This is a genomic window from Agrobacterium sp. 5Ca39 (genome assembly GCF_055382365.1).
In genome coordinates, this window is the sequence record NZ_AP026437.1 from 1,034,250 (window position 1) to 1,048,285 (window position 14,036).

The window sequence follows — 14,036 nt, forward strand, 5'->3', positions numbered from 1 at the left end:
GTGCGGCACAATGTGATTGCGAGAACGACATGCTGCTTTTCATCGTAAAACGCCTGCTGTGGATGATACCGTCCCTGTTTGCCGTCAGTTTCCTTGCTTTTGTCCTGATCCAGCTGCCGCCCGGCGACTATGTGACGACCTATATCGCCACACTGGCCGCCTCCAACGAGGTCATCGACCACAATACGGCGGCGCAGCTGCGCGAACGTTTCGGCCTCGATGACCCGATGATCGTGCAATATCTGAAATGGATATGGGGCATCGTCAGCCGCGGCGATTTCGGCATTTCGTTCGAGTGGCAGCAGCCGGTTTCAGGACTTATCTGGGAGCGCATGGCACTGACGCTGGTTCTGGCCATCGCAAGCCTTCTTGCAACCTGGGCCATCGCGCTTCCCATTGGCGTCTTCTCCGCCGTGCGCAAATATTCGATAGGCGACTATCTCTTCACTGCCTTTTCTTTTTTCGGCCTTTCCATACCCTCGTTCCTGCTGGCGCTGGTGCTGATGTATGTCGCGGCGGTAGAGTTCGGGGCCGATGTCGGCGGGCTGTTTTCCGCGGAATATGAGACCGCCTCGTGGAGCATCGCCAAGATGATGGACCTGATGGCCCATATCTGGCTGCCGGTCGCCATCCTTGCCGTGTCTTCCACCGCAAGCCTCATCCGCGTCATGCGCGCCAATATGCTTGATGAATTGCCCAAGCCCTATGTAACCACGGCGCGGGCGAAGGGATTGTCCGAGTTCAAGCTGCTGACGAAATATCCGCTCAGAATTGCGCTCAATCCCTTCATCTCTACCATCGCATGGCTGTTGCCCAATCTCATTTCGGGCTCCGTGGTTGTCGCCATCGTGCTCAATCTGCCGACGGCCGCGCCGCTGCTTTTGCAGTCGCTGATGGCGCAGGACATGTATCTCGCCGGCGCTTTCGTGCTGCTGATCTGCGCGCTGACGCTGATCGGTTCGCTGATCAGCGACATCCTGCTTGCGCTGGTCGATCCGCGCATCCGGCTCGAATAGGAGGGCACCATGAGCGATATTACCATGACCACCAATGCCCGGCAGGACCGCGCCGCCGTCGCTTCGCAGTGGCAGCTCATCTGGTGGGCGTTCAAACGCCACAAGCTGGCCATGGCCGCCCTGTTCATCACCATCGCCATGTATATCGTCGCGCTGGTGCCGGGCTTCTTCGCCATTAACGATCCGGTGCTTCAGAATGCCCGCGCCACCTTCCATCCGCCGCAGCGCGTCCACTTCATCGATACGACCGAGGGTTTCTCGCTCGGGCTGCACTATTATCCGCTGAAGCTGACCCGCAATCCGGAGACGCTTGCGGCGGTCTTCGTCGAGGATACGGCGAAGAAAATCCCGGTTCAGCTTTTCGGTCGCGGTTACGAATATTCCGTGTTCGGCCTGTTCACCACGGACCTCCATCTGCTGGCATCCACCGACAAAACGCGGCCGCTCTTCCTCTTCGGCGCGGATCGTCTCGGGCGCGATGTCTTCAGTCGCGTTGTGCAGGGCGCGCAGGTCTCCCTGTCCATCGGTCTTGTTGGCGTGTTCTTCTCGCTGCTGCTCGGCGTCGTTCTCGGTGGCATATCCGGTTATTACGGCGGCCGCATCGATTTCGTCATGCAGCGTGTGATCGACTTCGTGCTGTCGCTCCCCACCATTCCCATCTGGCTGGCGCTGGCCGCCGCCCTTCCGCAGGGCTGGCCTGCGACGCTGCAATATATGATGATCACCATCATCCTGTCCCTGACCGGGTGGGCGCAGCTCGCCCGTGTCGTGCGCGGCCGGTTCCTGTCGCTCAGGACCGAAGAGTTCGTGGCCGCGGCCCGGCTGGATGGCGTGCCGGAAGGGCGCATCATCTTCCGCCATATGCTGCCGAGCTTTTCGAGCCATATTATCGCTTCGGTCACGCTTGCGGTTCCGGCGATGATCCTTGCGGAAACATCGCTGTCCTTCCTCGGTCTAGGTCTGCAGCCGCCGACGATTTCCTGGGGCGTTTTGCTTCGCGAGGCGCAGAATATCCGCTCGATTGCAACCGCACCCTGGCTGTTCCTGCCCGGTGTGGCTGTCGTTATTGCCGTCATGGCTCTCAATCTGCTCGGCGACGGCCTGCGCGACGCAGCCGACCCCTATAACAAGTGAGGCCCCGGATGAGCGACATTCTTTCCATGAAGCCAGCCAAACCGCTGCTTGAAGTCCGCAATCTGGTCACTGAATTTCCGGTCAGAAACGGCGTTTTCCGGGCCGTCAACGACCTGTCTTTCTCAATCGATCCCGGCAAGACCCTCTGCGTCGTCGGCGAAAGCGGATCCGGCAAATCCGTCACCGCCCGCTCCATCCTGCAGATCATCGACAGTCCCGGTCGCATTGCGTCCGGGTCGATCATCCTCAACCGCGCCGACGGCACCTCTCTGGATCTGGCAAAGCTCGATCCGCGCAGCCGTGCCATCCGCTCGGTGCGCGGCGCTGATATCGCGATGATCTTTCAGGAGCCGATGTCGTCGCTTTCACCCGTGCATACCGTTGGTGACCAGATCACCGAGGTCCTGCGGCTGCATCTCAAGATGAGCAAGGGTGAGGCGCGCGCCGAGGCCATCGAACTGTTGCGCCAGGTGGAAATCCCCAACCCCGAAAAGGCGCTGGATCGCTACGCCTTCCAATATTCGGGAGGCATGCGCCAGCGTGCGATGATCGCCATGGCGCTGGCCTGCAAACCGCAGCTTCTGATCGCCGACGAACCGACGACGGCGCTCGATGTGACGACACAGGCCGAAATCCTCGACCTGATATCGCGGCTGCAAAAGGCGCATGGCATGGCGGTGCTGTTCATCACCCACGATATGGGTGTGGTGGCGCAGATTGCCGACGACGTGCTGGTCATGCACCATGGGGTCGCCAAGGAATATGGAACCGTGGATGAGATATTCCACAATCCGCAGGACCCCTATACCCGCATGTTGATCGGCTCCGTGCTGAAGCTGGAGCGGAAGGCTGAAATCCGGCTTGCGCGACCTCCGCTCGATCTCACGGCCGCGCCGGTGCTCGAAGTGAATGACCTTTCCATGCATTTCGGCGAGATGAAGGCGCTGGATGGCGTGTCGATCAAACTATTGCCGGGCGAGACGCTCGGCATCGTCGGCGAAAGCGGCTCCGGCAAGACCACCATGGGCCGCTCCATCATGCGCCTTTACGATCCAACCGGCGGCGCGATGCTCTATCGCCGGGCAGATGGCAGCGTGGTCGATCTGGCCAGGATAGAAGGCGCCGAGCTGAAAGCCGCACGGCGTGAGCTGCGCATGGTTTTCCAGGACCCGTTCGGCTCGCTCAATCCGCGCATGACCGTGGCACAGGTTATCGGCGAGCCGTTGCTGGTCAACGGCATTGCCAGGGGCAGGGAGTTGGATGAGCGTGTCTGCGCGCTGATGGAGCAGGTGGGTCTCGATCCGGCCGGACGTGAGCGTTACCCGCACGCTTTTTCCGGTGGCCAGCGCCAGCGCATCGGCATCGCCCGCGCCATAACCCTGAAGCCGCGTATCATTGTGGCGGATGAGGCGACTTCGGCGCTCGATGTTTCGGTGCGGTTCCAGGTGCTGGATCTTTTGATGCGGCTGCAGGACGAGCTGGGGCTCGCCTATATCTTCATCAGTCATGATATCGGCGTCATCCGCTATATGTGTGACCGCGTAGGTGTGATGTATCGCGGCAAGCTGGTGGAAGTGGGAGACGCCGAAAAGGTCTGCAACGCGCCGGATCATCCCTATACGCAGGCGCTTCTTTCCGCCATTCCGCGCCCGGACCCACGCGACCGGGACCGTACCCGCAGATTCCGCTACGTCGAACCATCCGAAGTCAAGAACGGGGCCGTCGCGCAATGATGCCGGGCCTCGCACGCTGCAATTCATGAGGAAGACTGAAGCATGAAAATCGATCGCATGCGGGTATTCGTCACCCGCGACAAGGACCGCCCCCGTGTCATCGTCGCTCTCGATACCGATGACGGTTTGACCGGCTGGGGTGAATGTTACAATCACGGCCCCGATCTCGCCCTGCCGCCGGTGCTGGATTACCTCTACGGATTCCTCGCCGGTCAGGATCCGACAAGGGTGGAGTATCTCTATAATCTCCTGCTCCAGCAGAACCGCTTTCCGCCTGGAGCGCTCGGTCTGTCGGCGATCTCGGCGCTCGATCATTGCCTCTGGGACCTAGCGGCCAAGGCGGCGGGCGTGCCGGTCTACAAGCTGCTGGGCGGCGAAGTGCGCGACCGTATCAAGGTCTATGCCGGTGTCTACACCGCTCCGGATGCGCCGGCGGCAAAGGAGGAATTCGACCGTCTCAACGAGGATTGGGGCTTCACGGCCTTCAAGCTCAGCCCGTGGCGCCTCGATATCCACGCCCATCGCTGGGGCGAGGTGGTGCGCAGTTCCGCCGAGTATTTCCGTTCGCTTCGCGAAACGGTGCGGCCGGACTACGACATCGCCTTTGACGCCCATGCCAAGATTTTCGAGCCAGCGGCCGCCCGCCAGCTTGGCAATGCGCTTGCCCCTTACGATCCGCTTTTCTTCGAAGAGCCTTTGCGCCCGGAAAACATCGAGATGTGGGGAGACCTGAAACAGGGGCTGAACTGCACGCTGGCAACCGGTGAAAGCCTTTATAATCGCAATGAGTTCCTGCGTCTTCTTCAGGTAAAGGGTGCGGATATCATCCAGCCCGATATCTGCGTCGTCGGCGGCATTTCGGAGATGCGCCGCATCGCCACGCTCGCGGAAGCCCACTTCGTCAGCATCGCGCCGCATAACCCGATGGGACCGCTCGCCACCGCCGTCAACGTGCATTTTTCCGCTGCCCAGCAGAATTTCCGGATTCTCGAATACCGGCTGCCGAAAGGGCAATGCTACGTCTATGGCGGCACCGATCTCGAAAAACGCGAGGACGAAACCCGCTATGTCGTCGACCCCTATCTGCCGAAGGACGGATATCTGGAGCTGAGGCCCGACCGCCCGGGCTGGGGTGTCGAGATGGATGAAAAAGCCATGCAGGAAGATGGCTATGTTCATTGGCAAAGACGGGTGCCGAAACGGCCTGACGGCTCCTATGCCTTCGCCTGAAATGGTTACGGTTGCCTGCGGGCGGCTCTATGCCCGCCTGCGCCCTGCTTGGGGTGGTAGGATGACCCATCTGTGGCACGCGGACTACGGTGATATTCTGGTGCCGACAACGGAGCAGGATTTCGAGCCGTTCAACTGGCCGAGGGCCGGCGCATACCCGCTGTTTCCCTATCACAACCGGCTCTATCGCGGGTCCTTCGTCCATACGGGTATCCGCCATGACCTGCTGCCGCATCCGGCGCTTGCGCCTGACGCCATGCATGGCCCGGCTCACCGCCGGCCGTGGGAGATTTCGGACCTTTCTTCGGATCGGGTCGTATTGGCACTGGACTACGAGGCTGACGGAGAGTGGCCGTTTTCCTTCCGCGCCGAGCAGTCTTTCCTGCTGCAAGACGACAGCATCACCGTGGAATTGTCGATAACAAATCGCGCTAATGTGCCTGCGCCGGTGTCGCTGGGCTGGCATCCCTATCTGGCGGCCGGGCTCGGTTGCGATGCGCGGACGGACGCCAAACTGCAATATCCGCTGGACGCGCAGAACGTGCCAACCGGCCAGCCGGCGGCACCTCGCCCGAAACCCGCCATTCCCGCCGCAGCGGGATACACATTGCATTTCACCGATTGGTCGAGCGCGCAGGTCGACTTCGACAGGTTTTCACTACGGCTCGAAGCCGATGCGGTTTTCGGCCATCTCGCCGTACACCGCATGGAACGTTATCTCTGTCTTGAGCCCGTTTCCATGGCCGCCGGAGCGCTTGGCCTGCCTCAGGCGCAGCGGGAAGGGCAGGGTCTGATGACCGTCGGCCCCGGCGAGCGCCTGTCGGGGCGCATCAGGCTCTCCATCGATCTTCAGGAGGGGCGGGTGCGTCTATAGCGCCCAATCGCCCAGCGCCCGCCGTTCACCTTCAAAAACGCCACATGCCCATATTTTGAGCGTCAGTTATTGCCGCTTAAAAATAAGCTTGACGACGGCGAAAATTTCTCACCAAATGAACCAATGTAAGATTGGTTCGGTAAATGGTGCGACGTGACGGTGAACCCCAACGACAACTCCAACTACGCGCTTGCGAAGTTGCGGGAGTACGTTCAGACGCAGGATCTTGCGAAAGACCGTCGCCTGCCCACGGAGCGGGCCTTCGCGGAAACCTTCAATGTCGGCCGTCGTGCGGTTCGTCGCGCCCTTGAGGTTCTGGAAGCCGAAGGCCTCATATGGCGGCGGCAGGGGGCCGGAACCTTTGTGGGTGAAAAACCGGATGATTGGTCCGCCCAGGTCACGGAACTGGTCGCCGGGACGGATTTCATGGAAATCATGGAAGTGCGCCTGCGCATCGAGCCGCAGCTGGCGCAGCTCGCGGCCATGCGCGCCAAGCCGGACGAGGTGGAGCGCATGCGCGCCCTTGTCGAAAAAACCGGCCAGAGCACGGATGCCGATGCCAAGGAATTATGGGATGGCTCGCTCCATCGCCAGATTGCCCAGAGCGCTGGCAACAAGCTTTTCCTGTCCATCTTCGATGTCATCAACCGCGTACGTCAGGATGATGCCTGGCAGTCGATACGGGAGCTTGCCCGGCGCAGCGGCGCAAACGGCAGGGCGTCTTTCGAACAGCATATGGCCATTGTCGACGCCATCGCCGACCGTGATCCCGCCAGAGCCGGTGAAGCCATGCGTCAGCATCTTCTCATGCATCAGGAAAGGCTGATCCGCGCCACGTCTCTCGGCTTCCTGGAGGAAGGCGTCGGGAAGGGCAATGCGGCCGAAGCTGTTAGTTCTATGACTGAGGCCTCTTGAGGCCACGGATGAAAACTGTCGTCCCTTACGGGCGGCCAATGACAAAAAGTCAAAATAACCTGACCAGAGGAACGAACATGAAGAAAATCCAGACATTGACTGTGGCGCTGTTGGCAAGCGTATTTCTGGCCTCGCCGGCGCTATCGTCCGAATTGCGCATCGGCCTCAATGACGATGCCGATGTGCTCGACCCCGCGCAATCGCGCACCTTTGTCGGCCGCATCGTTTACACCGCCATGTGCGACAAGCTGGTTGATATCTCGCAGGACATGAAGATCGTGCCGCAGCTTGCCACCGAATGGGCCTGGTCCGAAGGCGGCAAGGTTCTGACCATGAAAATCCGCGATGGCGTCAAGTTCCACGATGGCGAAACACTTGATGCGGCGGCGGTTGTCGCCACCATCGAGCGCAACATGACGCTGCCGGAATCTCGCCGCAAGAGCGAGTTGTCGTCTGTCGAGAAAGTCGAGGCGACCGGGCCGCTGGAAGTCAAATTCACCCTGAAGACGCCCGACGTTACCCTGCTGGCACAGCTTTCCGACCGCGCCGGCATGATCGTCGCACCGAAAGCGGCGAAGGAATTGGGCGCTAATTTCGGTTCCAAGCCAGTCTGCGCCGGACCGTTCAAATTTGTCGAGCGCATCCAGCAGGATCGCATCGTACTCGAAAAATTTGCTGACTATTGGGACAAGGACAAAATCCTCGTCGACAAGGTCGTGTATCTGCCGATCCCCGATACGACCGTGAAGCTTGCGAACCTTCGTGCCGGCGATCTCGATATCGCCGAGCGCATTTCGGCTTCCGATGCGGAATCCGTCAAGAATGATCCCAAATTGAACTATGCCGATGTCATCGGACCGGGCTACATGGCCATGTATGTCAACATCAACAATGGGGCACGCGCTGACAATCCGCTCGGCAAGGACAAGCGTCTGCGTCAGGCCTTTTCCTACGCGATCGATCGCGAAGCGATCGGCCAGATTGTTTTTGAAGGCACCTCCAAGGCCGGCAATCAGGCATATCCGCCCACAAGCCCCTGGTTCAACCAGAACCTGCCGGTTCCGCCGCGTGATATCGACAAGGCCAAGCAGTTGATGAAGGAGGCGGGTTACGAGACCCTGGATGTTGAGCTTCAGCATGCCAACAACACCACGCAGACGCAGATGATGCAGGTCATCCAGTCCATGGTGGCGGAGGCCGGCTTCAACGTCACTCTGAAGGCCACGGAATTTGCCACGCTTCTTTCCGAACAGACTGCCGGCAATTATCAGCTCAGCCGCTCCGACTGGTCGGGACGTATCGATCCCGATGGCAACCTGCACCAGTTCGTCACCTGCAAGGGCGGCATCAACGATGTGAAATATTGCAATGCTGAAGTGGACAAGCTGCTGAACGAGGCCCGCGCTTCGACCGACGACGCAGTCCGCAAGGAAAAATACGATGCCGCAAGCGTCATCCTCAACGATGACATGCCGATCATCTATCTCGGCCACCAGCCTTATGCCTATGCCATCTCCAAAAAGGTCAAGGGCTGGGCGCCTTCGCCTGACGGCATGATCCGTCTTCTCGGCGTTTCCAAGGACTGATCCCTTCGCATAGGCCGCACGGCTTGCCGTGCGGCCGCCAAGACCGGACCAAAACGGGGGCAATGCCATGCCTGTTTATATCGGCAAGCGACTGCTGGTCGCGATCCCGACGCTTCTGATCATTTCCATTTTCGTTTTTTCCCTGCAGAAACTCCTGCCGGGCGATCCCATCCTGGCGATGGCTGGCGAAGAGCGCGACCCCGCCACGATTGAATTCCTGCGGGAAAAATATCGCCTCAACGACCCCGTGCCGATGCAATATCTCAACTGGCTCGGCGGCGTGGTGACGGGTGATTTCGGCATTTCGCTACGCACGAACCAGCCGGTTCTGGAACTGATTGGCCAGAAGCTGCCGGTGACCATTCAGCTGGCTGTCATGGCGATGTTCTTTGCGATGATCATCGGCATTCCCATCGGCATTCTGGCCGCCGTCAAGAAGAATACGTGGATTGACTACACGGCCAATATCGTGGCGCTTTCCGGCCTGTCCATCCCGAATTTCTGGCTCGGCATCATGCTCATTCTGCTGGTGTCGGTGAAACTCGGCTGGCTGCCGGCATCGGGTTACGAATCGATCTTCGTAGACCCTGTCCGCTCCATCGAAACCATGATCATGCCCGCCTTCGTGCTGGGCAATGCACTGGCGGCGACGCTGATGCGCCATACACGTTCGGCGATGGTGGCGGTGTTGAGCTCCGATTACATCCGCACCGCCCGCGCCAAGGGGCTTTCCCCGCGCGAAATCATCCTGTCTCACAGTTTCCGCAACGCGCTTCTGCCCGTTATCACGCTCTTGGCGCTGCTCTTCGGCGAACTGCTGGCCGGTGCGGTTCTGACGGAGCAAATTTTCACGATCCCGGGCTTTGGCAAGATGACCGTGGATGCGGTCTTCACCCGTGATTATGCCGTCGTGCAGGGCATCGTGCTTTGCACCGCCGTCGGTTTCATCCTCATGAACCTGCTGGCCGACATTGCCTATGTCCTGCTCAACCCCCGCCTCAGGGCGACAATCTAAGGCCCTGATATCATGACCGTTCTGGATCAAAACCTTTCGATACCGGCGACACGGCAGGAAAGCCGCGCCTGGAAAAAGATGAAGCGCAACAAGTCGGCGCTCGCCGGCTTGATCATCGTCGTGTTTTTCGCCGTGCTGGCGATTGCCGCGCCGATACTGCCGATTGCCGACCCCGTCGCGACCAGCTGGTCGGCCATCCGCAAGGCGCCGTCGGCGGCCCATTGGCTCGGCACGGATGATCTCGGCCGCGATATTCTCTCGCGCATGATCTATGGCGCCCGCGCTTCGCTGATGGCCGGCGTCGTCTCCGTCATGATCGCCGTGGTGATCGGCGTCCCCTTCGGATTGATCTCCGGTTATTTTGGCGGCTGGGTGGATATGGTTATCTCCCGCATTACCGAAGCGCTGCTGGCCATGCCGTTCCTGATCATGGCGATTGCGCTTGCCGCCTTCCTCGGCCCGAGCCTTACCAATGCGATGATCGCCATCGGCCTTTCCGCCATGCCGATCTTCGTGCGGCTGACGCGCGGGCAGGTGCTGGCCGTCAAGATGGAGGATTATGTCGAGGGTGCAAGGTCTATCGGCCTCAACCACATCGACATCATGACCCGCTACATCCTGCCGAATGTCTTTGCCCCGATCATCGTGCAGGCGACGCTGACGGTGGCGACCGCGATCATCGCGGAGGCGAGCCTTTCCTTCCTCGGCCTTGGCCAGCAGGCGCCCGCACCTTCCTGGGGTTCGATGCTCAACACCGCCAAGAACTTCTTGAGCCAGGCGCCATGGATGACGATGTGGCCCGGCATTGCCATCTTCCTCGTCGTCATCGGTTTCAATCTTCTGGGCGATGGCCTGCGCGATGCGCTCGATCCGCGCGAAGCATGATTTTTTACAAGGAATATCGGAATGACTGATTTCACCACACGCCCTGAAATCCTTGGCACCTTCGGCGTCGTCACCTCAACCCACTGGATCGCCTCGGCGGTTGGCATGGCAATCCTCGAGAAGGGCGGCAATGCCTTCGACGCCGCCGTCGCCACCGGCTTCGTGCTGCAGATCGTCGAGCCGCATCTGTGCGGTCCGGGCGGTGATATGCCCGCCGTGTTTTATTCGAAGCAGAAGGACAAGGTGGAGGTCATCTGCGCCCAGGGCCCGGCTCCGAGCGGTGCGACGATTGAACATTATACTTCGGAAGGTCTGAAACTCATCCCGGGCGACGGGCTGCTCGCCACCGTCATTCCCGGCGCCTTCGATGGCTGGATGCTGATGCTGCGCGACTATGGCACGATGACCGTTCGTGAGGTGCTGGAACCGGCCATCTATTATGCCGAACAAGGGCATCCGACGCTGCCGCGTGTCTCTGCCACCATCAAGGGGCTAGCCGATTTCTTCGAAAAGGAATGGCCGACTTCCTACGAAACATGGCTGCCGGGCGGGGCCGCACCGGAGCCCCACGCCAATTTTCGTAATCCTGTTCTGGCGGCGACCTATCAGCGGATCATCACTGAAGCTGAAGCGCGTTCTGGCCGCGAAAACCAGATCGAGGCGGCGCGCGATGCCTTCTACCGGGGTTTCGTTGCGGAAGCCATCGACAGTTACGTCAGCACTTCAGAGGTGATGGATGCCAGCGGCACAAGGCACAAGGGTGTGCTGACCGCGCAGGATATGGCCGGGTGGAGCGCTACCGTGGAAGCGCCGCAGACGCTCGATTATCACGACTGGACGATTGCCAAGACGCCAGCCTGGGGGCAGGGTCCGGTTCTGCTGCAATCGCTTGCGCTGCTGAAGGGCTTCGACATTGCGGCCATGGACCCGTCCGGTCCCGATTTCATCCACACCATCGTCGAAGCCATGAAGCTCGCCTTTGCTGACCGCGAAGTCTATTACGGCGATCCGGAATTCGGGCAGATTCCGACGGAATATCTCCTGTCGGAAGGCTATAATGCCGGACGTCGCGCGCTGATTGGCAGCGAGGCCTCGCTGGAGCTGCGCCCAGGCATCGTGCCGGGTTACGAAAAGCAGGTGGACGCGACAATGGCGATGCTGGCGGAAATGAGCGGCAAGGGCACCGTCTACGAGCCGACCATGTCGCATCTGACCGAAAAGCGCGGTGACACCGTGCATATCGATGTCATCGACCGCTGGGGCAACATGGTTTCCACCACGCCATCGGGCGGCTGGCTGCAGTCATCCCCCATAGTGCCCGGCCTCGGTTTCGCGCTCAATTCCCGCGCCCAGATGTTCTGGCTGAAGGAAGGCCTGCCGACCTCGCTTGCGCCGGGTAAACGCCCGCGCACCACATTGACGCCCTCGCTTGCGCTGCATCAGGGCCGGCCTTCCATGGTCTTCGGTACGCCGGGTGGCGACCAGCAGGACCAGTGGCAGCTGCCCTTCTTCCTGCGTTATGCCCACCACGGCAAGAACCTGCAGGCGTCGATCGACATGCCCTTGTTCCATACCTCGCATTTTCCGGGTTCGTTTTATCCGCGCACCAGTTCACCGGGTGAAATCATGGTGGAGGGCACAGTGGGCGAGGCAACGCTCGCCGAGCTTCGCCGTCGTGGCCACCGGGTTACCGTTGCCGATGCCTGGTCGGTGGGGCGGCTCACCGCGGCGCGCCGCGATGCGGACGGCCTGCTGCGCGCCGCCGCAACACCGCGGTTGATGCAGGCCTATGCGGTAGGACGGTGAAACCATGGAGACAAAACCAGTCCTCTCCGTCCGCAACCTCACCACCTCCTTCCTTGTCGATGGCGCATGGAAGAGTGTCGTGCGTGATGTCTCCTTTGATGTCGCGCCCGGTGAAACCGTCGCCATTGTCGGGGAATCCGGTTCCGGCAAATCCGTGACGTCGCTGTCGCTGATGCGCCTGCTTGCCCCGGCCTCCAGCCGGATAGAAGGCGAGGTGCTCCTTAACGGCCGCGATCTGCTTTCGCTTTCCGAAAAGGAAATGCGCGGTGTACGCGGCAACGATATCTCGATGATCTTTCAGGAGCCGATGACGTCGCTCAATCCGATCTTCACCATCGGCCGTCAGATTTCGGAAGTTCTCATTCGCCATAAGGGGCTTTCGAAACACGAGGCGCGGGCCGAGACGGTGCGGCTTCTGGAAAAGGTCCGAATTCCCAACGCGGCGGGCCGTTTCGACGAATATCCGCACCAGTTTTCAGGCGGCATGCGCCAGCGCGTGATGATCGCCATGGCGCTCGCCTCACGACCGAAACTGCTGATCGCCGACGAGCCGACGACGGCGCTCGACGTGACCATCCAGGGCCAGATCCTCGACCTGATAAAACTGCTGCAGGAAGAGGAGGGCATGTCGGTGCTCTTCATCACGCATGACATGGGCGTCGTGGCCGAAATCGCCGACCGGACGATCGTGATGTATCGCGGCGACGAGGTCGAGACCGGGCCGACCGAGGAGATATTCAAACGCGGCAAGCATCCCTATACACGGGCGCTGCTTTCGGCGGTGCCGAAGCTCGGCTCGATGCGTGACCGGCAATGGCCGACGCGTTTTCCCGTGCTCGACATGAAGACCGGTCTTTCGGCCGAGCCTCAGGAGGTGGCGGAGACCGTTGCGAGCGGTCAGACGCCGGTCCTGTCGGTGAAGAACCTCGTGACGCGTTTTCCCATCCGGTCCGGCCTGCTGGCGCGCCAGACGGGTGCGGTTCACGCCGTTGAAAACGTCTCCTTCGATCTCTTTCAGGGTGAAACGTTGTCGCTTGTGGGCGAATCCGGCTGCGGCAAATCCACCACCGGCCGCTCGATCATGCGGCTTGTGGAGCCGTCGTCCGGCGATGTGTCACTCGATGGTTATGATGTGATGCGTCTCGATACGGTCGGGCTCCGCAACATGCGCAAATCCGTGCAGATGATCTTTCAGGACCCGTTCTCCTCGCTCAATCCGCGCATGACGGTGGGTACGGCAATTTCCGAACCCTTCATCAAGCATAAATTGGGCACCGCGAAACAGGCGAAGGAAAAGACCGCCGATCTTCTCGAAAAGGTCGGGCTTTCAGCCGACATGGCCAATCGCTACCCCCATGAATTTTCGGGCGGCCAGCGCCAGCGCATCGCCATTGCCCGTGCGCTCGCCCTCGATCCGAAGGTTATCGTCGCCGACGAAAGTGTGTCGGCGCTCGATGTCTCGATCAAGGCGCAGGTGTGCAACCTGCTGCTCGACCTGCAACAGAGCCTCAACCTCGCCTTTCTGTTCATCTCGCATGACATGGCAGTGGTGGAGCGTGTCAGCCATCGTGTCGCGGTGATGTATTTGGGGGAGATCGTCGAGATAGGCCCGCGGGCCGCTGTTTTTGACAATCCGCAGCATCCCTACACAAAAAAGCTAATGGCGGCTGTGCCAGTGCCCGATCCGTCGAGGCGGGGGATAAGGCGTGGCATATCCAATGACGAGCTGAAGAGCCCGATACGGGCTATGGGATATGAAACACCTGCGCGAAACTACAGGACGGTATCGCCCGGCCATCTGGTGCAGGTGGCCTGAGGCGGGTGCTGCGGTATCAATGATTC

General features: G+C 60.4%; 11 protein-coding genes. All 11 read left to right on the top strand.

Going from position 1 to position 14,036, the window contains the following annotated elements; translation table 11 throughout:
• Nucleotides 1-29 precede the first annotated feature (29 nt).
• The 11 genes from ACZ47E_RS18385 to ACZ47E_RS18435 all read left to right on the top strand — a co-directional run bounded on the left by ACZ47E_RS18385 (nt 30) and on the right by ACZ47E_RS18435 (nt 14,010).
• Nucleotides 30-1,016, top strand: coding sequence for an ABC transporter permease (locus ACZ47E_RS18385; protein WP_003521681.1), 987 nt, complete (start codon nt 30-32; stop codon nt 1,014-1,016).
• Nucleotides 1,017-1,025: 9 nt separating this feature from the next.
• A complete protein-coding gene (locus ACZ47E_RS18390) occupies nt 1,026-2,150 on the top strand; it encodes an ABC transporter permease (protein ID WP_004444561.1) in 1,125 nt (374 codons plus the stop codon).
• Between the two features lie 8 nt (nt 2,151-2,158).
• Nucleotides 2,159-3,883, top strand: coding sequence for an ABC transporter ATP-binding protein (locus ACZ47E_RS18395; RefSeq protein WP_162750297.1), 1,725 nt, complete (start codon nt 2,159-2,161; stop codon nt 3,881-3,883).
• 42 nt (nt 3,884-3,925) lie between these two features.
• On the top strand, nt 3,926-5,113 hold the full coding sequence (locus ACZ47E_RS18400) for a galactarate dehydratase (protein ID WP_022563876.1): 1,188 nt from the start codon (nt 3,926-3,928) through the stop codon (nt 5,111-5,113).
• The gene (locus ACZ47E_RS18405) at nt 5,100-5,987 is read left to right on the top strand and encodes an aldose 1-epimerase (RefSeq protein ID WP_034497873.1); all 888 of its coding nucleotides are present in this window, start codon (nt 5,100-5,102) and stop codon (nt 5,985-5,987) included. The genes ACZ47E_RS18400 and ACZ47E_RS18405 overlap by 14 nt, the downstream gene beginning before the upstream one ends.
• 153 nt (nt 5,988-6,140) lie before the next feature.
• Nucleotides 6,141-6,902: a FadR/GntR family transcriptional regulator gene (locus ACZ47E_RS18410; protein ID WP_034497871.1), complete on the top strand. Its 762-nt coding sequence runs from the start codon at nt 6,141-6,143 to the stop codon at nt 6,900-6,902.
• A gap of 77 nt (nt 6,903-6,979) precedes the next feature.
• Nucleotides 6,980-8,488, top strand: a complete 1,509-nt coding sequence (locus ACZ47E_RS18415) for an ABC transporter substrate-binding protein (RefSeq protein WP_034497869.1) — start codon at nt 6,980-6,982, stop codon at nt 8,486-8,488.
• Between the two features lie 67 nt (nt 8,489-8,555).
• A complete protein-coding gene (locus ACZ47E_RS18420; protein WP_034497866.1) occupies nt 8,556-9,503 on the top strand; it encodes an ABC transporter permease in 948 nt (315 codons plus the stop codon).
• A 12-nt stretch (nt 9,504-9,515) separates the two neighbouring features.
• On the top strand, nt 9,516-10,388 hold the full coding sequence (locus ACZ47E_RS18425) for an ABC transporter permease (protein WP_162699385.1): 873 nt from the start codon (nt 9,516-9,518) through the stop codon (nt 10,386-10,388).
• A gap of 21 nt (nt 10,389-10,409) precedes the next feature.
• The gene (locus ACZ47E_RS18430) at nt 10,410-12,194 is read left to right on the top strand and encodes a gamma-glutamyltransferase family protein (protein ID WP_112552828.1); all 1,785 of its coding nucleotides are present in this window, start codon (nt 10,410-10,412) and stop codon (nt 12,192-12,194) included.
• 4 nt (nt 12,195-12,198) lie between these two features.
• Entirely contained in the window at nt 12,199-14,010 is a 1,812-nt protein-coding gene (locus ACZ47E_RS18435) for an ABC transporter ATP-binding protein (RefSeq protein WP_108081335.1), read from the top strand.
• The last annotated feature ends 26 nt before the right edge of the window (nt 14,011-14,036 follow it).